The sequence below is a fragment of the Spirosoma endbachense genome (assembly GCF_010233585.1).
GTDB lineage: Bacteria > Bacteroidota > Bacteroidia > Cytophagales > Spirosomataceae > Spirosoma > Spirosoma endbachense.
In genome coordinates this window covers 7,830,546-7,852,582 of the sequence record NZ_CP045997.1, presented here as the reverse complement: position 1 = coordinate 7,852,582, position 22,037 = coordinate 7,830,546, and the positions used below count along the sequence as shown (strand labels likewise).

The 22,037-nt window shown below is 47.3% G+C and carries 18 protein-coding genes; 9 read left to right on the top strand and 9 right to left on the bottom strand.

Annotation, left to right across the window (positions count from 1 at the left end; genetic code table 11):
- Window positions 1–20: 20 nt before the first annotated feature.
- Together GJR95_RS32105 and GJR95_RS32100 are read right to left on the bottom strand one after the other, a co-directional pair.
- Entirely contained in the window at window positions 21–434 is a 414-nt protein-coding gene (locus tag GJR95_RS32105) for a DoxX family protein (RefSeq protein ID WP_162389752.1), read from the bottom strand.
- Window positions 435–527: 93 nt separating this feature from the next.
- Window positions 528–1,106 carry a Crp/Fnr family transcriptional regulator gene (locus GJR95_RS32100; protein WP_162389751.1) on the bottom strand — a complete coding sequence of 193 codons (579 nt, stop codon included), beginning with the start codon at window positions 1,104–1,106 and terminating at the stop codon, window positions 528–530.
- A gap of 559 nt (window positions 1,107–1,665) precedes the next feature.
- Here GJR95_RS32100 and GJR95_RS32095 point away from each other — a divergent pair.
- Both GJR95_RS32095 and GJR95_RS32090 read left to right on the top strand, forming a co-directional pair.
- A complete protein-coding gene (locus GJR95_RS32095; protein WP_162389750.1) occupies window positions 1,666–1,992 on the top strand; it encodes a PadR family transcriptional regulator in 327 nt (108 codons plus the stop codon).
- 3 nt (window positions 1,993–1,995) lie between these two features.
- Entirely contained in the window at window positions 1,996–4,665 is a 2,670-nt protein-coding gene (locus tag GJR95_RS32090; protein ID WP_232540922.1) for an ABC transporter permease, read from the top strand.
- Window positions 4,666–5,030: 365 nt separating this feature from the next.
- On the opposite strand, the gene GJR95_RS32085 is transcribed toward GJR95_RS32090, so the two are convergent.
- The 4 genes from GJR95_RS32085 to GJR95_RS32070 all read right to left on the bottom strand — a co-directional run bounded on the left by GJR95_RS32085 (window position 5,031) and on the right by GJR95_RS32070 (window position 8,348).
- Window positions 5,031–5,693: a hypothetical protein gene (locus tag GJR95_RS32085; RefSeq protein ID WP_162389749.1), complete on the bottom strand. Its 663-nt coding sequence runs from the start codon at window positions 5,691–5,693 to the stop codon at window positions 5,031–5,033.
- 229 nt (window positions 5,694–5,922) lie between these two features.
- On the bottom strand, window positions 5,923–6,375 hold the full coding sequence (locus GJR95_RS32080; RefSeq protein WP_162389748.1) for an RES family NAD+ phosphorylase: 453 nt from the start codon (window positions 6,373–6,375) through the stop codon (window positions 5,923–5,925).
- 2 nt (window positions 6,376–6,377) lie between these two features.
- Window positions 6,378–6,809, bottom strand: coding sequence for an antitoxin Xre/MbcA/ParS toxin-binding domain-containing protein (locus GJR95_RS32075; protein WP_162389747.1), 432 nt, complete (start codon window positions 6,807–6,809; stop codon window positions 6,378–6,380).
- Window positions 6,810–7,199: 390 nt separating this feature from the next.
- Window positions 7,200–8,348, bottom strand: a complete 1,149-nt coding sequence (locus tag GJR95_RS32070; protein WP_162389746.1) for an acyltransferase family protein — start codon at window positions 8,346–8,348, stop codon at window positions 7,200–7,202.
- Between the two features lie 497 nt (window positions 8,349–8,845).
- On the opposite strand from GJR95_RS32070, the gene GJR95_RS32065 reads away from it, so the two are divergent.
- Entirely contained in the window at window positions 8,846–9,682 is an 837-nt protein-coding gene (locus GJR95_RS32065) for a DUF1206 domain-containing protein (RefSeq protein ID WP_232540921.1), read from the top strand.
- Between the two features lie 229 nt (window positions 9,683–9,911).
- Here GJR95_RS32065 and GJR95_RS32060 read toward each other — a convergent pair whose 3' ends face one another.
- On the bottom strand, window positions 9,912–10,703 hold the full coding sequence (locus GJR95_RS32060) for an IS5 family transposase (protein ID WP_162389745.1): 792 nt from the start codon (window positions 10,701–10,703) through the stop codon (window positions 9,912–9,914).
- 196 nt (window positions 10,704–10,899) lie between these two features.
- Between GJR95_RS32060 and GJR95_RS32055 the strand changes: the two genes are divergently transcribed.
- The gene (locus GJR95_RS32055) at window positions 10,900–11,763 is read left to right on the top strand and encodes a DMT family transporter (protein WP_162389744.1); all 864 of its coding nucleotides are present in this window, start codon (window positions 10,900–10,902) and stop codon (window positions 11,761–11,763) included.
- 157 nt (window positions 11,764–11,920) lie between these two features.
- Here the strand turns inward: GJR95_RS32055 and GJR95_RS32050 are convergent, their stop codons facing one another.
- Both GJR95_RS32050 and GJR95_RS32045 read right to left on the bottom strand, forming a co-directional pair.
- Window positions 11,921–12,373, bottom strand: coding sequence for a type II toxin-antitoxin system VapC family toxin (locus tag GJR95_RS32050; protein WP_162389743.1), 453 nt, complete (start codon window positions 12,371–12,373; stop codon window positions 11,921–11,923).
- Window positions 12,370–12,552, bottom strand: coding sequence for a hypothetical protein (locus GJR95_RS32045; RefSeq protein ID WP_162389742.1), 183 nt, complete (start codon window positions 12,550–12,552; stop codon window positions 12,370–12,372). Before GJR95_RS32045 ends, GJR95_RS32050 begins: the two co-directional genes overlap by 4 nt.
- Window positions 12,553–12,927: 375 nt before the next feature.
- Between GJR95_RS32045 and GJR95_RS32040 the strand changes: the two genes are divergently transcribed.
- From GJR95_RS32040 to GJR95_RS32020, 5 genes are all read left to right on the top strand, one after another.
- Complete coding sequence (locus GJR95_RS32040) at window positions 12,928–13,347, top strand: hypothetical protein (RefSeq protein WP_162389741.1); 420 nt, start codon at window positions 12,928–12,930, stop codon at window positions 13,345–13,347.
- A 76-nt stretch (window positions 13,348–13,423) separates the two neighbouring features.
- Window positions 13,424–13,843 carry an LIC_13387 family protein gene (locus GJR95_RS32035; RefSeq protein ID WP_449618977.1) on the top strand — a complete coding sequence of 140 codons (420 nt, stop codon included), beginning with the start codon at window positions 13,424–13,426 and terminating at the stop codon, window positions 13,841–13,843.
- Between the two features lie 790 nt (window positions 13,844–14,633).
- Window positions 14,634–17,672, top strand: a complete 3,039-nt coding sequence (locus GJR95_RS32030; RefSeq protein WP_162389739.1) for an ABC transporter permease — start codon at window positions 14,634–14,636, stop codon at window positions 17,670–17,672.
- A gap of 453 nt (window positions 17,673–18,125) precedes the next feature.
- On the top strand, window positions 18,126–21,044 hold the full coding sequence (locus tag GJR95_RS32025; protein ID WP_162389738.1) for a hybrid sensor histidine kinase/response regulator transcription factor: 2,919 nt from the start codon (window positions 18,126–18,128) through the stop codon (window positions 21,042–21,044).
- Window positions 21,045–21,352: 308 nt separating this feature from the next.
- Window positions 21,353–21,862: a nuclear transport factor 2 family protein gene (locus GJR95_RS32020; RefSeq protein ID WP_162389737.1), complete on the top strand. Its 510-nt coding sequence runs from the start codon at window positions 21,353–21,355 to the stop codon at window positions 21,860–21,862.
- Window positions 21,863–22,037: the final 175 nt, after the last annotated feature.

The window sequence follows — 22,037 nt, the reverse complement described above, 5'->3', positions numbered from 1 at the left end:
ATTATTTTTCTGTTTAGTGGTTAAACTACGGCAGTCAAAAAGCCTGTAGTGGCCGATTTGGTGATCGATTTAACGGGTTGTAAGCGGTGATAGGTGGCGTAAGAAATCAATACCAGAATCAAGGCAACCAGGGCAGAAGCTGAGTTTCGGAATGAGTCACCGGAAGCCAGGTGCGCAATGAAGCCAGAAATTACGGTGATCACAAAACCTGCATAGGCCCATTCGTTGATCCTGCCTTTTAGCTTAGGCAACACCAGTACGATTACCCCGATTAATTTAGCCACCGCCAGTTCTACTCGGAAATAATCGGGAAAACCAAAGTGGACACAAAGGCGTTTGGCCTCTTCAGACGTTAGATATGCATAAGCATTGCCCAGCATCCATAGGCTGAACAGGCCCGTTGATAGCCAGTAGAGAATTTTCTGTCGTTTCATGTTACCGTTGGTTTTTGTTTGTTGTGCGACAAAATTAGGTGACCAGCAAGTCCTCAAACGATAACATTTGTTATCAAATGCGAAAGCCCGCGTTTAGGTTTTTGTCCGGGCGATTTTGGCTTTGATTCGGCTTAGGTGAACGCTGCTGACACCTAGGTAGGAAGCAATATAATGTTGAGGAACGCGCTGGACGATGTGAGGATTTTGGGTCAGCAGATGCTCATAGCGTTCCTGGGGGGTATCCCGGATAAATGAAAGAAAATGCTTCATATAGTCCAGGGTGCGCCCAAATAAAGCCTCTAGAATTTGGCTCCTCATCGCCGGTAGCGCACTGACTTCTTCTATAATTTTATCAACACTAGTTTTGTCAATCCACCACAAGGTACAGGGCTCAATCGTCTCAATGGAAAACAAGCTCGGAATACTCTTTCTGAAGCTTTCAATGGACGAGACGGTCCTATTCTCAAAAAAGAACTGGAAGGTGATATCATCCCCCTTGTTATTAAACCAAACACGTAGGCATCCTTTTTCGATTAGATACGCTTTGCGGGAAATATCACCTTCTCGAAGCAGAATGGTCTTGGCCGGTACATGAATGGGTTGGAAGTAGTTGATATACTCATCCCATTTTTGGGGCGAGAGTGGAAATTTTTCTCTGAATTTCTCGAACATAGTGGCTTAGCTAATTTGGCTACTGAGATTGGCTGCGCAAAGTAACCAATCAACGGGTGTGTTTTGCCATCTGTCCACCGCAGTTAGGCTATAAACGGTCGGTAGAGCGCGCCCTGAAGTGGAGAAGTCATACGTAGACCTGAACAAAAATACTAGTACGAAAAACGCCGGATTTATTGATACCCCTCGTCTCAGGTAGGAGCCTTAGTTGAGATGAACTAAGCTCTAGGTTATAAAAAGTAGCCTGCAAAGTTGCTCTATAATTTCCCCTACTGACAAAGTAAAAGAAAGTCCGCTCAATGGCTTTTCGCTTCCAAGTAAGGTAGGCTGATTTACGTATTGAGTTACGGACAAGGGATCAGACCATTCATCCACTTCTTGGCTCACCAATAATCAACCACTCGTCTCTACCGTTCAGCAGCGGACATAACCTGTACGTTTTCGGACAACCAAGCGATGGCAGTTCGCTGTAAAGAACTGATAGTCTGTAACATACACTTATGGCATCCGATTTGTTTAGCAAATGATAAGAAAATAGTATTAACCGAAGGGATCATCCATGAGCAGAACCTATTTGGGTGAATTTGAAGAACTTGTCCTGCTGACCGTTGCTATCCTGAATGGCTCTGCCTACGGACTTAATATCGCCGAAGAGCTAAAGCAACGTACCAACCGCTCCATTAACCTGAGTGGTGTCCATGTGGCTTTATATCGCCTGGAAGAAAAAGGGTTTGTCCAATCTGAACTGGGCGGGGCTACCCCGGCCCGTGGAGGACGTCGAAAGCGACTCTTCTTGATCACCACATACGGTAAACGGACGCTGGATGAGCTGCGACAAGTGCGGAATGACTTGTGGGAGGCTATACCTAACCTATCCTTCTCGTAAATCATGCCACTACCTCAGCCTACACCTTTGCCGCCAACCTGGGCGGATCGATTGCTACGGTTCGTCTGTCCTGCCGACCTACAGGAAGAACTGCTTGGCGATTTACATGAACAGTTTGAGCAACAGGTCGACCAGTTGGGTGAGACGAAGGCCCGACGACTATACGTCTGGGAAGTCATTTGCTTTTGTCGTCCCTACTTGATTCGTCGCCAGTTCAGAACCAGAACGGTGATAGCCCATGCGTATTCATCTCCGGAATGCCGGACCACATCTTTTCTAAGCCCCCTTATGCTACGTAGTAATCTTAAAATCGCTTTCCGCAATTTATGGAAACACAAGATGTTTTCATTCATTAATGTCATGGGTCTCAGCGTGGGTATGACAGCCTGCTTTCTGATTGCCCTTTACGTTCATTTTGAACTAACCTACGACGCCTTTCACCAAAAGGCCGACCGGATTTACCGGCTGGCGACGGACCTCAAAACCGAATCCGAAACCATTCAGTACGACATCAGTTCGTGGGCTTACGCCCCCAACCTAAAACAAGATTTTCCAGAGGTTGAAAACTTCGTACGGATCAGTACAAAGGGGCGAATCGTCAGGAAAGGCGATCTAAAATTTCAGGAAGACAAAACGGTGTTTGCCGATTCCTCGTTCTTCAGCGTTTTCAATTTCAAACTACTCAAAGGGGATTCTAGAACCGCTTTGGCCGAGCCAATGAGTGTGGTGCTACCCCAAAAAACAGTCAGGAAATATTTCGGCGATGCCGATCCGATGGGCCAGACACTGCTGCTGGGTGACGATGGTGTTCCCGCTAAAATCACGGGGATCATGGAGGATATTCCGGAAAACTCCCAGATTAAAGGCGACCTGTTCATTTCGATGATATCCTATACCGACTATTTTAATAAAGGCATTGAAAACGAATGGGGTGATTTTGGGGCGATTTCGTTTCTGCTGCTCAAGCCCGGCGCTAATCCCGATGCGTTGGCCAAAAAATTCCCTCAGTTTCTGGAGAGCCACGCTGGGAAGATGATGCGGGAGTATAAGCTAGGGATTACCCTGGTACTGGAGCCATTACGGGAGGTGTATCTGTATTCCAAGCGCCCGGCTGAGGAGTCAGGAAGTGTAACCAATGTGACCGTCTTCTCGGTGATTGGCCTGTTTATTCTCTTACTTGCCTGCATCAATTTTAGTAACCTGACCACGGCCCGTTCGGCCGACCGGGCGAAGGAAGTGGGTGTTCGCAAAGCCATTGGTGCGGCTAGATGGTTGTTGGCTCGTCAGTTTATTGGCGAATCAGTGCTATTATGTCTGGTCGCGTTCTTAGTTGCCGTCCTTCTTTCGGCTGTGTTGATTCCTGGATTCAATACCCTGGCTGGAAAAACGATTAGTCCAGGCATAGGGAGTAATCTGCCGTTTGTGGGTGGCATGTTCATCGCTGCCTCGGCCATTGGTTGTCTGGCTGGTACGTATCCCGCGCTGGTGCTCTCGTCTTTCGAACCGGTTACCGTATTGAAAGGGCGTTTTATGGCTAATGCAACGGGCATTTTCGTACGAAAAGGCTTGGTGACCCTGCAATTTGCCATTTCGATTACGTTGGTTATTGCTACGATTGTCATCTATTCCCAAGTGGATTTTATGCGTACCCGCGATCTGGGATTTTCTAAAGACCAAATGCTCGTCATCAAGGCGCAGGCGGGTACGAAACGGAATGTTTTTGATGCGGCCATTAGCAGGATGAGCGGGGTCAAATCAACGGCGGCTTCGTCGAGCGTACCGGGCGGATGGAATCCGCAGGCAGCCTCCTCCCTTGAAAATAATTCGGGTGATATGCAGGCGGGTAATCTGGATGTGTATCGGGTGGATTTTGATTTTATTTCGCAATACAATCTCAAAGTGGTGGCAGGCAGGCCGTTTTCCAGAAACTTCCCCGCCGACAGTTCCCAATCCTTGATGATTAACGAAGCCATGGCTAAGGTGTTGGGATACAGCCGTCCCCAGGCCGCCATTGGTAAACGATTCGACCAATGGGGACGGAAGGGGACCATCGTTGGCGTGCTGAAAGATTTTCATTTTAAATCGTTGCAGGAAACGATTAAACCCCTTACGTTTCGGGTTACCGATTGGTGGAATGGGGATTTGCTGTCGGTCAAAATTGACGGTCGACAGGTTCGGCAAACGCTCGAAGCTATCGAAGCCCAGTGGAAACAGCATAATCCGGATCGTCCGTTCGATTACTATTTCATGGACGAATTCTTCGACCGCCAGTACCGAAGCGACGAACGGTTCCAGACCCTTTTCGTAAACTTCGCCCTGCTGGCTATCTTCATCTCCTGTTTAGGTTTACTGGGTCTGGCTTCGTATACGACCGTGCAGCGAACCAAAGAAATCGGGGTGCGAAAGGTGTTGGGTGCCTCAACGGGCAGTATAGTCGGTCTTTTATCCAAAGATTTTCTAAAACTGGTTGTCTTGGCTTTCCTGATAGCATCCCCTCTAGCCTGGTATGGTATGCATCGGTGGCTGGAGAATTTTGCTTACCAGACACCGATTCGTTGGTGGGTGTTTGGCTCAGCGGGCGTCCTATCGGTTACGGTGGCCTTTGTGACCATTAGTTTTCAAAGTATTCGGGCTGCCTTGTTGAACCCCGTAAAAAGTTTACGTAGCGAGTAAATCAACGGAATTAGTATAAAAAGCTCACAAGCATCAACCATGTATCGATGCTTGTGAGCTTTTTGCCTGTATTGGGTCACATTGCCGAATCGTACATAAAACCTCACCGTGTCACTATTTCGCATAGTTAGCCGGACTTATAGGCTATTAGAGCACATTTCAATCAATTGTTCGTTTAAATGAAATGTGCTCTAACGGCCCATAAGTCATTATAAACATCTAAACTGGTGATACGATGAGGTTTTATGTACGAAACGGCAGAGCAACCCTGTATTGTCAAACGCCCGAATTATAGATACTCAAATCGCTCTTCGTCTCAGCAGGGAGGGTTAATCAATAAATTGTTTAACTGCTTGTGGACTGCATCAGCAGTTCGTTGCTTCTATTTCTTGTCCTCCCGATTTTATGGGTATAAAATCTTCATATTTGGTAAAATACTCTAAGCCTAAAACTAATAGCATCGAGCTTATAATATATACCTTCTGCATTATGACTGCTAAACCCAAATAACCTAAACCAAAAAGGAAAAAGAAACAGTAATAAGTCAACAAGCAACTAATACAGCAGACTTTAAGTAAATGAAGTTTTGACTTTAGGATAAATACAGTAATCGTAAACAAACCAATCAATGTTAAAATGATCGATAGTACTCCCAAGTCATGTAAGGGTGTTGCGATTAAGAAAATAAGTATTATGTTGGTAGCACCTATAAATTTTAAACTAGTAGCCCCTGGTCTTGAAGCGATCTTTTTTGACATGTTGATAAAAAAAATTCCATAACCAACCGAGTGAAATACCATTCCAATAAGTGCCCATATCCAGCCAGGGTTTTCTGAACCATTTATCGCTTTTGTTGCAAACAAATTGCTTAGGAAATTTTTCGACCAGTCAAACCCTATAGAATTTTTGTCAAGCACTGAGCCGCCTGGATAGGCCAATGTTGCTTTTACTATTAATAGCCCTGAAGTAACCACACATATCAAAACCGAATACTTTTTAACTATTTCTTTACTTGTTAAACTTTCCATTTGTCGATTAAGTGATGGGGTGTTAGTAGCAAGTTAGTTTGCTATGACCGTTAACTCGCCGATTGAGGCACATTCAATACAAAATACGCAATACGTATTTTGTATTGTTACAAAGGAAGCCTATTTGGCCGTTTCCCAAAACGCCCCATTTCTGAAGCATGTATCTGAAACTTGCTTTGGCACTTCGTACAGGATTCTAGAATATGTTTTGATTTACCTTCATTAGCCCCTAGAGAAGCCTGGAATCCCAAAAATAGTCCTCGGTTCTAACCAGCTGAACATGCTGACTGAAGTCTGGATGTTCGGTATTGATAATGTAATTATACTCGTAGATAATGATCGCGGAAGGAACCTTCAGGATTAGACTTTCCTGGCTGGTGTACCAGTCGGACCCGATTGTTTGTAAGGCAGAATAACCCGCTAAGGTTCGCCAGTTGGCAGGAAGTTCTTTAAGGTGAATCGTTCGCATCAAGTAATCATCATCAGCAATAGAGATGACCATCACCTTATAGGAAGAGGTGGGCTGAATGACGCCCCGGTGAACGACTAGTTCTAGAGAGGATAAGGAACGCGATGCGCCGGTGTAAATAACTTGCTGGCCTTTTGTATTCCACCGATTCGCACTGCCTGATGAACGTAAGCTATGCGCATGAACGTCTTTACTGATTCGAAATACTTCCATCCTTAAACATTGTCTCCGTATTCCATGGCCGTCAACCGATCATCGACAAATCGTAGTCCGGTGACCGTATTTAAATAGGCATTGGGGCTCTTGTTGTCAAAATAAAAGTTGGACCGGTTCAGCCACTGGTCGAATTCTTTCACCGAGCCAAATACAGCAATGCCGTGCTTGATAAGGGCTAACAGGAGTAAAACCTGCTCTTTGACGTTTTCCTTAAAGGTCGTTGGCGGCTTTTTGTATTCGCGGAATGTTTTAACGCTCACATTAAGCCAGTCCGAAATTATGGTATCGTTAAAATCAGTCAACGTCTTAATGGCATTGACATGCTGCCAATTGACCTCTCTGGTGTAGAGAAAGGAAAGGATTTCACTATCATTGATGTGTCCAGGCACATCAATGAGTAGAAGATTTTCGGCTGAGGCAACTCGTTTCATTAGGCGTTTCCTTTCAGTGTTGATACAAATTTAGGCAATTTTGCCTTTACCAAGAGGAACAATTTCACTTCATAAATAATTCAGTGAATTGAAAGGCACATGCTACGAGTTGAGTTAGACAGATAATAAAACTAGCTTCTGCATTAAACCTCATCTGTCTCAATTGGGAGCCTTTAAAGAGAATATAGAACACAAGTAATTGGCCTGAGGGTTTTCGTACTTCAGCTTACAGCCCCTTATACAACAAAAGGCAAGTAATCCTTCAAACAGATCTTTGAAAGATTACTTGCTCTTGATTCGCGTTAAACTCTTCTTTATGATCCTGATCGGCTGAGTAAATTGTAAAAACTTAACTCCGCATTGCCCCCAGCATCGCGAGGCCAGGTAATTTCAAGAATGAAGAATTCTGTTGCGAATTTTCAGGAATGGTCTTTCAATCAATCGATTCAGTAAGAGTGCGCCAAGAAAGCTTGTTATTACACAAACTATGAGCACCCAATTGCTGTCCCAGTTTGTACCTTCTACTAAGTTGTGAGTTATTTTAATGATCCCTTTGTGAGTCAGATAAATGGCAAATGATAAGGTGGCAATGGATGTGGAGATGGTTGACTGCCAGCTATACATAAAACTTGTCGGACTAACAGCTCCAGCAACGACAAACCCATAACCAATGGATAGTAGCGGAAAACCAAAAACGGAAGCGATCAGGGTTTGTTGGTCTTCGCACAGCAAATAAGCAAGGATCAGAAGTAAAATTCCAGCCGCAAGAAGTAAGTTTCCATGCTTAGAGACCCTGTGCCACAGATTAGGACGAAACGTATACACGCCAGCGATAGCCACACCAATTAATAGTCCATCCAATCGATTGTATGTTGGGTAATAGACATATTTATACCAATAGAGCCAACTGTTTTCATGCCCAATATAGGGGGCATACATCACCTTGAAACTATAAAGCCGTGCGCCAAAGCTTAATAAGAACAGAACCAGCAAAAGCCATCCAGCTCTGTTGAACCTGTTTAACGATTGATAGACTACTAAAGTCACCGGTAGAAACAAGTAGAAGTGCTCTTCAACACAAAGCGACCAGGCATGAGAAAATGTCCCATAGTGCTTTAGGTCTAAGTCAAAGTTCTGGGTAAAGCTTAGAAATTTCCAGATGGGTGGCAATGCCTCTTTTTCCCGAAAGAAAGGCACACAAAAATATAGTCCCACGGTGGCTAAATAAGCGGGTATGATCCTGAAGAATCGTTTAAGAAAGAACGCTCTAAATGAGATTTTTCTTCGTTGTTTTATAGCCTCAAAAAGTTGAGAGGCAATGAGAAAACCACTCAATACAAAAAACAGATCGACTCCAGTCCAGCCAAATCGTGCAACCTCTGGTAACCATCCGGGTTGTCCATTGCTAAGAATAAAGTAGTGATACAAAAAGACGAACCCAATCGCAACTGCTCGTAAATGATCAAGTCCGTATAACTTTTTAGTGGTCTTTAATTCGACTATTCTGGTGGACTTATCCCTTTCGGGTAGGTGAGTCATAAAGCTGAGGTACAAATAATATTAGCAAACTGATAGGGTCAACGAGTCGGTTGGTCAACCCAATGCAGATCACTAACTGGCTAAAAACATTCCATTTGCTGTGCACTAAGAGTGGGTATCCACTTTTGCAACAGCCATCTTTTATAGGGTAGCCAAGGTACGAAACTTCAGTTTATATACTGTTTCAGGAAACGCCCTATTTTCGGACAGCCAAATAGCCTTCGTCTCAGGTGGGAGCGATTAAAGAGACGATAGTTTACGTTTCCTCTCAGGCATGTGTTACAGACTCAGATGCTACAAAAAGCGGCAACAGCGCATCAATAGTTGGCTGTCAGCCCATGAGTTGACAAGACAGACAACTCATGGCTTTCATCACCGTACCTCTAACGTCAACGGCTGGTTACGCTGTCAAACAGAAAACATTTGTTATCCTAAATCAATTCTATTAGTTCTTGAAGACTGATTTTGCTGAAAGTAATTTATATAAAACGATTTAGATGATAGACTTATCCAACTTCTCCTCCAACCTACCTCAATGGGTGAAGCGTTTTGCCCAGCTTGGCCTGGCAGCTAAAGGAGTTGTTTACTGCCTGGTTGGTATACTGGCCTTTATGGCTGCTTTCGAAATCGGCGGCAGTTCGGAACGTAATCTAAACAAACAAGGGGTCTTTCGATTTATACTGGCTCAACCATTTGGGCAGATTTTGTTGACACTGGTAGCCATAGGTCTGGTCTGCTACGCCCTATGGCGGCTAACGCAGGCTTTTCTCGATAACGAACACAAAGGGACCGACGCCAAAGGCATCGGTCGTCGGTTAGTGTATGGCTTCAGCGGGTTGGTCTATGGGTTCCTGGCTTATGGTTCTTTCCGGATGGTACTGGGTAGCCAGGGTAATCAGGGCAGGGATAATTCGCGCCAGACCCTGGTTCGGGAAATACTACAAAAACCGTTTGGCCAGTGGCTTGTCGGTTTGATTGGCCTGTGTATTATTGGCATCGGGTTGTACCAGATCTACCGGGCTTTGTCGGGTAAATACCTAAAAAATGTCCAGACCTCTGCCATCAAAACCGAACTGAAGGCGATGATCATCCGGTCTGGGAAAATCGGGTACATCGCTCGGGGAATCGTCTGGGGGCTGATCGGCTACTTATTTATAAAAGCGGCCCTGGAGGCTAATGCCAGCAAAGCCGGAGGCAGTAGCAGTGCTTTTGTCTTTCTAGAGAAAGCCAGTTATGGCTCCTATCTGCTTGGTGCCGTAGCGCTGGGCTTATTTTGCTACGGTATATTCATGTTTGTCCGCGCCCGCTACGAAGTCATCAACACGAGTAGCTAAGTTACCTGGACGAGCAGGGTAACCGGACTGGATCACGCAGATTATAAAAATAAATATGCCGATTTGTCGCATCGTATGCTACGGATAGTAGTCGACAGTTATTAAAACAGGCCCTTCAAATATACGCCCTACTCAAAAAGCAAATACACTAACGTCCTTTCGTCTCACTTGGGAGCATTTTTGTGAAATAATAGAGTTTAAACTAGTCACGTATTAGAAGCTGTTTGAGTTAATGCCAAACTCGTCTTAGAGTTCGCCTGATGTGGGCAATCCAGATGAAAGTTTGGGCTGATAAAATGGTTCGCTCATAATCTTTTGACAAACGTCGGTTGTTGCCCAACCAAGAAATAGTTCGCTCAACAATCCAACGCCAATGGTGAATAATCAGCTTGCTATCAACAGGTTGTTCTTTTATTGGAGTGTGTGGAATGACCACTCGCCTGTCATAAATGGTTTCTAACTGTTCTTTAAAATGACCCCCAAATGTACTGTCGGCATACATCAAAACCAGATCATCCAGCAGCGGGTTGAGATGCTCAGCCTGTTCCCACAACAACACACCTGTTTTGCCATCCCCTACGTTAGCCGGGCGCACGTCGGTCCACAGCAAATGCCCCATCGTATCGACCATCAGAAAGCGTTTACGACCCTTAATGAGCTTGCCACCATCAAAACCGATTTGTTGGGTAGCTGTCGAACTGTTTTTAACACTTTGGGAATCGATGATGGCCACCGTAGGCAAGGGTTTTTTATCGACCTGAAGGCGATCAAGCCTAGTCAACTCGTTGGCTATCAAAAACCAAGTGTCCTCCTTAGCCCACTTTCTAAAGTACCAGTAGACGGTTTGCCAAGGCGGAAACCCTTCGGGCAGATCACGCCAAATGATACCGTTTTTAGTCAGATAAAAAATGGCCTCAACAATGCGTTGCAGCGGCCAAATACTTTTGCGTTTGACGCAAATGAGTTTTTGTATACCTTGCCATTGAGAGGCCGTCAGGTCGGAGGAATAAGGTTGTTGCACACAACTTAACCCCGATTGGCGGCTTTCTCGTTGCCAAACTCGCTAACTCAAACAGCTTCTTAAACCCAAATTAAAATAGTCCCAAGAGTAATTTTATACTTGTAAATCTATCCAAAACAAAGCTAGCTCGTCTAAATTGCAACGCTTACATAGCCATTAAATATAAACCCGTAAGCTACTCATTCAACTTCCTAAAATGAGTTTATACGTTTTATTTCTGGTACTAACGGCTGCCGTTCTACATGCCTCCTGGAACCTGCTTTCCAAAAAAACACAAGGCAAAACGCCCTATATCTGGTTAATGTATATCGCCAGTAATCTAGTGTATTTGCCAGTGCTACTTTTTCAAATTAAGCAGGGTGATATACTCTATTCACAACCCCTTCTATGGTTTTCGTTAAGTAGTGCCGTGCTGCATTTGGGTTACTATATCGTATTACAAAAGGGCTATAGAAGCGCCGATCTTTCCGTTGTTTATCCACTAGCTCGAGGCTCTGGGCCGCTATTTTCTTCGTTATCCGCCATTTTATTTTTACACGAACAGCTAAGACTATCGGCAACCATTGGCTTATTCTTAATTATAGCAGGGGTGTTGCTACTAACAGGACTGAGCTTTAACAAAGTAGACAACCAGAAACTAATGCCTGGCATCACGTACGGTGTACTGACTGGTTTGTTCATCGCTTTGTACTCATTTAATGACGCTATTGCCGTAAAATCCTATGCTGTCTCTCCTTTAGCAATCACGTTGGGTACTAATCTGTTTGGGGCCATTCTGCTTTTTCCGTTCATTGTGTCTAAAACGGATGAATTAAGTATGGAAATAAAACTGCATAAATGGATCATTATCGCCATTGCCATCCTAAGCCCTGCTGCTTACATATTGGTTTTGGAAGCCTTAAAGTATGCCCCATTAACCGTTGTTGCTCCTGCCAGAGAAACAAGTATTCTGTTAGGCGTATTTATGGGGTCAAGGGTCTTTCATGAAGAGGATGGGAGAAGAAGGCTCATTGCCAGCGCGTTGATACTGGGTGGCATCATTGCGCTAAGCCTAAGTTGAAAACTCATGAAGGACCTTGTGCTGTTTCGTACTTCACAGGTAAGAAAGTACGAAGATCGGATTAAACGCCCCTTTAATTTGACAATTTCTCTATTAAGCTTTAGTTCAAGAAGTAAAAGGGCAACAATAACAGATTGGGTAATAGCGGTTGTTCTACTTAAGTACGCCTGGTACTTTGGAGTAGCTCCTGATAATTGGCAGGCTTGTATACAGTAATCCCCTTCACCCGCTCGAAATGCTTTGGATTCAGGGTAAAAACCGGCACGTCAAAGACTAAGGCTGTACCAATCGTATAGGCATCACCAACACCCGTATCAGGCCATCGACGAGCGACATCAAGGGCTTGCTCACTCACCCCATCACTGTTTAAAACGATGTAATTGTCCAACCGCTTTCGATGCCGATCATACTCGGCCCGGCTAATGGGCATGGCAAGGCCCCGTTGGATGAGTAGCCAGTGTTGTAGCTCAATGAAAACAGCCGTGCTAATGGTTTCTTGAAACTGCTCAAGGGCAGTTTGATAGGCTTCCAGGAAGGGTGACTTGGCTAGGAAAACACGACTTAGTAGACCCGTATCACACAATAAGGCAGGCTTTGTAACCGTAATCAAGGAATGGGCGTGGGATCAAGGTGTTTGTGTTTACCCAATTCACCAGCTATGGCTAATCCAGGGTCTTCGGTTGATAGTTGCCCAGATGGAATGATCCCTTCAATGACCTGACCCGATGCGTTTATGAGCTTTACCTTAAGGGGCCTCCTGGCTCTTGATTTCGTGTTTGTCGTTGCCATAGCTTGATCGATGTTTACAAAATTAACAAAAATCGGGGCTAATCCATCTCCATTGTTTGTGCATCAAAACCAGTTGATAAAAGCTGAGCGACATAGACGCTACCTATTATTGAGAGCTATAGCTTACTCTTCAGTAGTAACGGCCAAATCCGTTCATATAAATGCTCCTCCTCGAAACGCACGTCGTCTCAAGTAGGAGCCTTTAATGAGAATAGGGGCTATCCGTCCCAATACAATCGTCCCTTTATATCGCAACAAGAATAATGTTGCCCCATGTTGTCACCTGTTTCTAAAAGTGGCTAGCTTTACCTATACAAGATTAGCCAACAGCTATGGCTCAGTCCCTGAACCTGTAGACCACCTTGAGCAGCTCCCATGAAACGCGAAATTTGCTACCTCAACACCGATCTCAACCTTATTGCTCCCTATGACCTGGCTCCGCTTGCCCAGGCTCTGGTGGCTCATGGAGTACTCTTCTCGCTTTACGTCGGACCGTATCAGAACGGCTTGTGGTCGGCCACGTTCGAAACATCTGGATCCAGCTCAGAGCCAGACCTGACCATCGGTGTGATGCTCATGGCGATTGATGGCTTGGACGAGCCCTCCCGCAAGCTGTGGGCGGCCTGCACCCGTCGCGAATTCGATATCGGCTATGAGTGCGGAGATGAGCCTAGGGTGTTTAGCCAGCATCTTTCGACCACTATACTGGCCAGGATTGCCGGAGTGGGTGCGCGTGTTGTGCTTACGCTCTATGCGGCAAATCCGCATTCGGGAAGTAAACTTGACGAGAAATAAGTCATTTGTTTGGTAATAGACCGACTAAGTTGGGTGTAGAATACGGGAACGACTAGATGATCACAACGCAAAAACGATGCTCTCAAAATACCTTTGGATGACGGGTTCCTTGATTATCGCTGCATTAGGATGTATGCACTTGTATTTGACATTTTTCACAACTGTGTTTTCGTCAAGAAATGAGCCGATGATTCAGCAGATGAAAACCTCTTCCGCTCTATTGAGCCCAGCCATCAATATGTGGAAAGCATGGGTCGGTTTTAATGCCAGTCACAGTATTGGGCTATTATTTATTGGACTGATTAATTTCTATTTAGCGCTTCGCTACTTTGGCCATCTACAAGCTGACCCCTTTTTTTTCATTAGTACACTGCTTACGATTGGCTTTTATGTTTGGTTAGCTAAAACGTATTGGTTTACGATTCCCTTGATGGGCGTATCGATCGCCCTGCTTTGCTTTGTGGTTTCTTACGTTTTAACCCTAGTAAATCACTAATTCGTGGCTTATCAATTCGCCTGTCGATGCTGTCGATCTATGGGAGCCTTTTACGAGATATGTAGCCATCGGCTATAAACCCTTTTTGAATGTAATGAAGTGGCTGGTGAATTGACATGCACAGACAGCCAACTATTGGTTCTATCCTGTACACGCTAGTCGTGTTTAGACCATTTTTTTGGTGTCCATTTATGGATATAAATTGTCCATAAGTGGACAAGATGACCCCTAAAAGTGAATCATATCGTATCCATAAAGCCTAGATAAGCCTAGATTGGCCCTTTCACTAGCTTGGTATATGATTTGTAATAGATGAACTAAACTACCCTAAACGACTTAAGAAAAAGAGTAGTGAGCCAGAAAACCCAGACCATGGCTCCTGGCAATTCCTAAACACGTGATACCCGATTTTTTTCATAGAAACCTAGACGATCTAGCCTCCCTGGGAAGCTTATTCTCGGGGCTCACGCTCGCACTTCTAGTGGGATTCGCTAAAAGACTTAGCCAAAGGGCTAACCTGTTTTTAAGTTTGGCCCTTGGCGTGATCGTCGTAAAAACTGGTGGGCTTTCAGCGGCTTTTTTACCGGCGCTGGGGCCGCTGTTGTTTTTTTATACCAAGCACCTGACACGCCCCCAGTGGCGGTTTCAACGGAACGATTGGCTGCATTTTTGTCCTCTATTGGTGGGGTTTTGGATGCCGGTCTGGCTTATTTTCATGTCGGTCACCCTCTATTCATACGCCGCTCACCGACTCATACAAGCGTTTTATAGTCGACTGCACCCCGTGCTGATGGACAGGCCGCGTTTTGCTTTCCGCGGGCTGGACAAAGCCCTGATCCTGCTCGGCTGTTCCTGCTTGTTAACCTTAGTGAGTGATTCGTTCTTTCTGGCTATGGCTTTTGTCCTGATGGGAATGGCCGTAGACGTGATCCTGAAATCGGATAACCCTATTAAGCTAGCAATGCCAAACTCTGATCGTTCGGATGCCAGGCAAAAAGGCCGAAAGCTAAAGGAAGCGGTGGCGGCAAACCACCTGTATGAGGATGCCGAACTGACATTGACCACGCTGGCTCTGAAACTGGCGATGCATCCCCATGAGCTGTCACGGATCATTAACGTGGGGCTAGACAAGAACTTCAGCGATTTTATTAATGAATTTCGGGTTCGTGAAATTGCTCGAAAAATGCGTGATCCGGCCTACGATCGGCTCACGCTGTTGGGTATTGCCTATGAGTCGGGCTTTAATTCCAAAACGACGTTCAATCGGGTTTTCAAACAGATGACAGGCAAAACCCCCGTCGACTACAAAAACAGCTTAAAAAAAGAGGTACCAATTGATGAATTGGCACCTCCCTCGCCCATACAGCCTCTATTATTGCGTTCGGGAAGCCCGCCAACCAGGGCTACTGACATCTTAAACCGCACTATCGCTAGTGTACATCCCCTTATGCTTCGCAACTATTTCAAAATCGCTCTCCGCAGCTTCTGGCGCAATAAGGCCTTTTCAGCCATTAATATGCTAGGCTTAGCCCTGGGATTGACCTGTAGTCTGCTGATTTTTCTCTGGGTGCGTGACGAACTTAGGGTGGATCATAATCATGCCAATGGCCCGCAGCTCTACCGCATTCTGGAGCGCCAGTTTTCCGATGGGAAACGCTCGGCATCGCCGGGCACACCCTGGCCACTGACCTTGGAACTGCCCAGGAAGTTTCCCGAAGTGGTGCAGGCAGCAGGCTTTAGTTGGCCCGAAACGCTCACCTTTACCGTCAATAATCACGCCAACAAAGAAACGGGGAACTGGGCAGGGGCCAATTGGTTCGACATGTTCAGTATTCCCCTACTAGCCGGCACGGCCCAAACGGCTTTAACGGCTCCCAACAGTCTGGCTATTTCCCGAAAACTAGCCGATACCTATTTTGGTAGCCCGCGGGCAGCCATCGGCAAAGCGATTCAGATTGACCATCAACAGACCTATCAGGTAACGGCGGTGTTTGAGAATATCCCCGCTAACAGCAGCGAAACCTATGACTTCTTACTGCCCTGGTCCGATTTTGACAAGCGCAATGGCTGGGCCCGGGACTGGTCTAATTCTGGACCCAGAGCGTATGTCCAGTTACGGCCCGATGCCGATGTAGCAGCCTTTAGTGATAAACTCAAAAACTTTCTCTGGGGCTATAACAAAGACATCGATCTCAAGAAACTAGCCAGTTATAACGTCGAGTTATTTCTTCAACCATTTGAGGAGATTTATCTTCACTCTGAGACGAGCAATGGCGACATTTCGGGGGGACGCATTGAGTATGTCCGATTGTTTAGCGTCGTAGCGATATTTTTATTACTGATTGCCTGCATCAATTTTATGAATCTGGCCACCGCCCGGTCTGCTGGCCGAGCCAAGGAAGTCGGCATTCGGAAGGTGGTCGGCGCCGGGCGGTCCCGGCTGATCGGGCAATTTATTGGCGAAGCTCTACTCTTGACGCTCCTGTCGATGCTGGTCGCGCTGCTGCTGATTGCCCTGCTGTTGCCCAGCTTTAACCAACTAACCGGCAAACACATTGCGCTGCCCTTCGCCGAACTGGATTTTGGACTGGCTTTGGTCGGCATTCTATTGGCAACAAGTCTGCTAGCGGGTAGTTACCCCGCTTTGTTTCTCTCCTCGCTGCAACCGGTTCGTATCCTGAAGGGAAGCCTCAAGTTTGGCGCGGGGGCGACTCATTTCCGCCAGGGCTTAGTGGTGGTCCAGTTTGTCATTTCCATCCTGCTGATGGTGGGCACAATCGTGGTGTACCGTCAAGTCCACTTTATTCAGACCAAAAATCTGGGCTTTGATCGGGATAATCTCATTTATGTCCCCTTTGAAGGGGGACTGGCCTCAAACTATGCGGCTCTGAAACAGGACTTACTGACCAAGCCGGGTATCCAGGCCGTTTCGCATATGGATATGAAACCGACGTTCATCGGCCAGAACTCCAGCGATGCCGACTGGAGGGGCAAAGATCCGACGGTGAAAATACGATTTACCCATACAGCGGTCGGCTATGATATTGCCCAAGTCATGAAAGCCAGGCTCTTGGAAGGCCGCGAGTTCTCGAAGGCCTTTTCGACGGACTCCGCCGGTTATCTAATTAATGAGCAAGCAGCCCGGCGGATCGGCTATCGCCATCCCGTCGGCCAACCGTTATCGTTTTGGAAAAGGCCGGGTAAAATTATCGGGGTTATCCAGGATTTTCATTACAGCTCACTCCATGATCCGATTGCGCCCTTAATCATCCGTTTAGACGAACAGGTTTCCTGGGGTAATCTGCTGGTGCGGGTCCAGCCGGGTCAGACCAAACAAGCGTTAGCGAGTCTGGAAATGATTTGCAAACAATATAATCCCACCTTTCCCTTTACGTATTCGTTCGCGGATCAGGAGTATCAAGCCCTGTATAAAAGTGAACAGATTATTGGGACGTTGGTGAATTACTTTGCCGTATTGGCTATGTTCATTGCCTGTTTAGGGCTGTTTGGCTTAGCCTCCTTCACGGCGGAGCAACGGAGGAAAGAAATCGGGGTACGTAAAGTGTTGGGGGCCTCGGTAGGCAGCGTTGTTGGCTTACTATCGGGGGACTTCCTCAAGCTGGTTGTCCTGGCGATTGTGCTGGCCTTGCCCTTGTCGTGGTACCTGATGCGCCAATGGCTGCAAGGGTACGCCTATAAAACGGAACTGTCCTGGTGGCTCTTTGGGGTAGCGGGTCTGGTGGCGATTGGGGTAGCCCTATTGACGGTCAGTTATCAAAGCCTCAAAGCGGCCCTGATGAATCCGGTCAAGAGCCTACAGAGCGAATAAGGCGACTGCATCCATTTACAATCCATAAACCGCATCGCCGAATGATCGACGCGGTTGATGTTTTTATCTATCTCGCTAAACGCCCAATTATCTGAGACAATACATGAATATTTCTTCGTCTCATTTTGGAGCGATTTATGAGACGATGGCATCCGTTAATTCCCTAGTCGTTAATTATTTTCTTTACCCCTTTTACCTATTCAGTTGTAACAGCGCCAGCTTGCTTAACCCATACAAACGGGCCAGTGAATAGCGGGCTGATAGAGCCGATCGGTTAATTAAATTAAGCCTCTCAGCAGGATCTAGGGAAGACCGTAACGACGCTGGAGCAACAACAGGTTAAGTTCGCATTCGCTAGGGGGAGTCATTCTTGGCCTGGATGGGGTAAAGTTAGTACCTTGATACCCCAACGGCAGGATTTGGTACCTTTCGTCGTTGTGACAGGAACTTTACATGAAAACAATTTTCTTCGTTTTGCTCCTTTTGTGCCTGCTAGTCGCACGAAGCTGGGCACAAAAGGAGCTTAATCCGTTGAAAAGCCTGCCGTCCGAAGGACTTACCCTCCAGGAGGGCTGGCGCTTCCAGTCAGGGGATAATCCGGCATGGGCCAACACGAGCTTACCCGATCAGAGCTGGCCAATCATCCAACTAACCCGCGACATCAACGACCCTTCCCCCCTGAATTCAACCCGTATGGGGTGGTTGCGATGGCGCTTTTCGATCGACAGTAGCTGGCTGCGAGAGCCCTTGGCGCTGGTCATTCAGCAAGCCGGAGCCTCGGAAATCTATCTGAACGGTCAACTCCTGCACCGATGGGGCGTGGTGAGTGCTGATCCTAAAAAAGTGATCGCGTTTGATCCCTTGTGGAAACCCATACCCTTGCCCCTACGCAAAACCGGCGAGCAGGTACTGGCCGTCCGGTTTGCCCATCAGCCTGGCATTCACTATACCACCGTGTTTGAACATCAGAATCCCCCCATCTGGATTCAGGTGAAAAAGCAGGCGTTGGCTGACACTTTTTATCAGCAGTGGCTAGTCGTTACCGAACGCCTTCATGTGTTTCTAATCAGTGCCTGTGGTTTACTGGCCATCCTTCATCTGGCTTTTTATCGATTTGATCCCAGCCGAAAAGCCAATCTTTACTTCGGTATGTGGGCCGTTCTTCTGCTGACGGGAAACGTTTTGCAGCGTAATTTGATGGTCGCCATTCACGAGGTAGCCGATCAATTTTATGTAGCTAATCTGGCGTTTGACCTCTATGGGATAGGGGGCCTGTTACTGCTGTTAGCCCTGTATCAATTGCTGGAACAACCTAAAGACAACTATTATTGGGGGCTCCTCGTCTGGATTTGTATCGGGTTGTTGCTCAACGCTGGTATCTACGGATGGGGTTGGAAAGTCGGCGGTGTTTTGGCGGGGATAGCCTCTCAGCTAAACATCGCTCGAATTGCCTGGCTGGCCATTCGTAGACACCAACCAGGAGCCTGGATTATTGGCCTGGGGGCGATCAGTTACGCGCTCTTTTTTTTGGCTTTTTTTTTACCCGCCCTTTGGCGCGACGAGCCGTTTAGTGTAGACATAGCCAACCGCCGAAATGTCCTGTATATACTCTCCTTGCTGAGTATTCCCGTGGCTACCTCCATTTACCTGGGCCTTGAATTTGCCTTGCTCAGTCGCGCCCTTGCCCAGCAGTTAATCGAAGTCAAATCACTTTCTCACCAAGCCCTGATTCAGGAACAGCAGACCCAGGCGTTGCAGGAGCTGGATACGCTCAAATCGCGCTTCTTCGCCAATCTCTCCCACGAATTCCGCACCCCGCTCTCGCTAATCAAAGGGGCGGTTGAAAAGCTAGAACAGCAAGATGAACCGGGATCCAGACGGTGGTCTGATTACCAGCTCATCGGACGTAGTGCGGGGCGGCTGCTGCAACTGATTAACCAACTGCTGGACCTTTCGCGCCTGGAGGCCGGTAAACTGGCGTTACATCCCCAGCCCGGCGAGCTGACGCGGTTTCTCCAGGGACTGGCTGGTTCATTTGCCTCCCTGTTCGAAAGCAAGGGCATCACCTATCACTACACAGTTTCGCTGCAACCGGTTTGGGTGCAAATGGACAGCGATAAACTGGAGCAGATTATTTCCAATCTGCTCTCCAATGCCTGTAAATTTACGCCGGCTAAAGGTCAGGTGCGGTTTTCAGCATCGGTTACTCCCTCACAAACTGGTCGGTATGAGCTTCAACTCATCGTTGAGGACACCGGCATTGGCATCGCCGATGACCAGCTTCCCCGCATTTTCGATCGCTTTTATCAGGTTGATGATTCGGCAACCCGATCGTACGAAGGGACAGGCATTGGGTTAGCGCTGGTAAAAGAACTGGTTGACCTACACGGTGGGAACATTCAAGCGGAAAGCAGATTGGGCAGCGGCACCACATTCCACCTACGTCTTCCGCTAAAAACTGCACGAGTGGGCGAACTGCCCGGACAGGAAAGCCCCGGACAGGAAAGTGCTGCGTTGGAAATCCCCTTGTCAGAACCTATGCTCATGGCCCCCTCCACGATGGAGGAAGGCGCTCAAGCCAGTAAACGTCAGGGCAATTCAGGGCACTTGTTAATCGTGGAAGACAACCAGGATTTGAGGCAGTTTCTAGTCAGCCACTTATCGAACACGTATGACGTATCGGAAGCCGAAAACGGTCTGGAGGGCTACCAAATGGCTTTAGAGCTCATTCCAGATCTGATGATCGCGGATGTGATGATGCCCGGTCTGGATGGTATAAGTCTCTGCGAGAAACTCAAAACCGACGAGCGAACTAGCCATATTCCGATTATTCTGTTAACAGCCAAAGCCGATACCGAAAGCAAGCAGCAGGGGCTGGAAACGGGGGCCGATGACTACCTAAGCAAGCCCGTTGGCCTGCGCGAATTGCAGGTACGGGTCAGGAACCTGCTGGAAGGCCGTAAAAAGCTCCGGGAGCGATTCAGTCGGCAGATTACCCTGCAACCCAGGGAGGTGGTTGTCACCTCGCTCGATGAGCAGTTTCTCCAGAAAGTTCTCGCCGTTACGGAAGCCAATCTGGCTAATGCGGCCTTTGATGTAGACCTATTCAGCCAGGAAATGGGGCTGAGCCGAACCCAACTGCACCGTAAACTGACGGCTTTAACCGAGCAGTCGCCCAATGAATTTATCCGTGCGATTCGCCTGAGCCGGGCTGCCAGCCTGCTCTCCCAACAGGGGGGAAATGTGGCCGAAGTGGCTTACCAAGTGGGTTTCAGCAGCCCGAACTATTTCACCAAGTGCTTCCGGGATGTATACGGGCAAACGCCAACCGAATACGCCAGCGGCCGGGTTGCCTCCCTCAAAAAACCGTAACATATACGTGTTGCCGCCATTCGCTCAGCCCGACCCTCTTTCGGTCCTTGCCCGGTTATAGCAAAATCAGCTCATTTTTCTACAAAATTGTTGCCTGGCTGGCATTGAATAAGGGTTGGCACAATACTGCTAACCCACCCCGGCCTTGATAGCGTACGTTTGGGGCAGTCAACCGCTATTCACAGAATGGATGGCTACTACGTCTACAATCGCTCTACCGGTCACCGTTGTCCACTACTGTTTCTGGTCAGGATTTAGCTTTCGACTACGTAGCGATGCCGATCTACATAGCCTAACCGTCAAACCAAATGAAACACCTTGTTATCCTGGCGGCCTTCACGCTGCTGAGTGCGCCCATGCTAGCGCAAACCTTGCCCGACCCGCACACGCCCCCGTCGGGCAAGTATAACACCACCAACTACCCCAACGACCGCAAGGCCATTACCGCCATGCGCCTGATCGACGGCCTGGGTAAGCACTGCCCCGACGACTATGTAACGGTAAATCCGGATGGGAAAATCGACTACGGCTTCGAGGAGTGGAAACAGGGGTTCATCAAGGCCGGAAGCTCCTTTAAGTCAGTAACGCCCGTGCCGGGCATGGAAATTCTGCGCATCTATGAGGGCAAAACAGCGATCTTGAACAACCTGCTCGATGTGGTTTTGGACACGCCCAAAGGCGATTTGAAGATTCGGGTGCAACGCATGGAGGTGTTTGTGAAGCAGAACGGTGGCTGGTGTTTCGTGGCCGGTCAGGGAACTCGCACCCTGTTCAAAGAAGAGTTGGGAGCCATGCAGGCTCCAGGCCCAAAAAAGTAAACCCAATGTCAATACAGGACACCAAACCCCAGTTTGCGGTAACCTACACCTTTACTGGTACATGCCGTTACCTGCGTTTGGTGTCCTGGTATTCAAGACCGTATCCGATTAAACAGCCTAGTTGAGATGTATATACATGAATGCTTCTTGGTCTCAGGTGAGAGGGTATTATGAG

Bases quoted from the DNA above. Each gene is read 5' to 3' on its own strand.
- GJR95_RS32105 (WP_162389752.1), bottom strand. From the start codon at position 434: ATGAAACGACAGAAAATTCTCTACTGGCTATCAACGGGCCTGTTCAGC.
- GJR95_RS32100 (WP_162389751.1), bottom strand. From the start codon at position 1,106: ATGTTCGAGAAATTCAGAGAAAAATTTCCACTCTCGCCCCAAAAATGG.
- GJR95_RS32095 (WP_162389750.1), top strand. From the start codon at position 1,666: ATGAGCAGAACCTATTTGGGTGAATTTGAAGAACTTGTCCTGCTGACC.
- GJR95_RS32090 (WP_232540922.1), top strand. From the start codon at position 1,996: ATGCCACTACCTCAGCCTACACCTTTGCCGCCAACCTGGGCGGATCGA.
- GJR95_RS32085 (WP_162389749.1), bottom strand. From the start codon at position 5,693: ATGGAAAGTTTAACAAGTAAAGAAATAGTTAAAAAGTATTCGGTTTTG.
- GJR95_RS32080 (WP_162389748.1), bottom strand. From the start codon at position 6,375: ATGGAAGTATTTCGAATCAGTAAAGACGTTCATGCGCATAGCTTACGT.
- GJR95_RS32075 (WP_162389747.1), bottom strand. From the start codon at position 6,809: ATGAAACGAGTTGCCTCAGCCGAAAATCTTCTACTCATTGATGTGCCT.
- GJR95_RS32070 (WP_162389746.1), bottom strand. From the start codon at position 8,348: ATGACTCACCTACCCGAAAGGGATAAGTCCACCAGAATAGTCGAATTA.
- GJR95_RS32065 (WP_232540921.1), top strand. From the start codon at position 8,846: ATGATAGACTTATCCAACTTCTCCTCCAACCTACCTCAATGGGTGAAG.
- GJR95_RS32055 (WP_162389744.1), top strand. From the start codon at position 10,900: ATGAGTTTATACGTTTTATTTCTGGTACTAACGGCTGCCGTTCTACAT.
- GJR95_RS32045 (WP_162389742.1), bottom strand. From the start codon at position 12,552: ATGGCAACGACAAACACGAAATCAAGAGCCAGGAGGCCCCTTAAGGTA.
- GJR95_RS32040 (WP_162389741.1), top strand. From the start codon at position 12,928: ATGAAACGCGAAATTTGCTACCTCAACACCGATCTCAACCTTATTGCT.
- GJR95_RS32035 (WP_449618977.1), top strand. From the start codon at position 13,424: ATGCTCTCAAAATACCTTTGGATGACGGGTTCCTTGATTATCGCTGCA.
- GJR95_RS32030 (WP_162389739.1), top strand. From the start codon at position 14,634: ATGGACAGGCCGCGTTTTGCTTTCCGCGGGCTGGACAAAGCCCTGATC.
- GJR95_RS32025 (WP_162389738.1), top strand. From the start codon at position 18,126: ATGAAAACAATTTTCTTCGTTTTGCTCCTTTTGTGCCTGCTAGTCGCA.
- GJR95_RS32020 (WP_162389737.1), top strand. From the start codon at position 21,353: ATGAAACACCTTGTTATCCTGGCGGCCTTCACGCTGCTGAGTGCGCCC.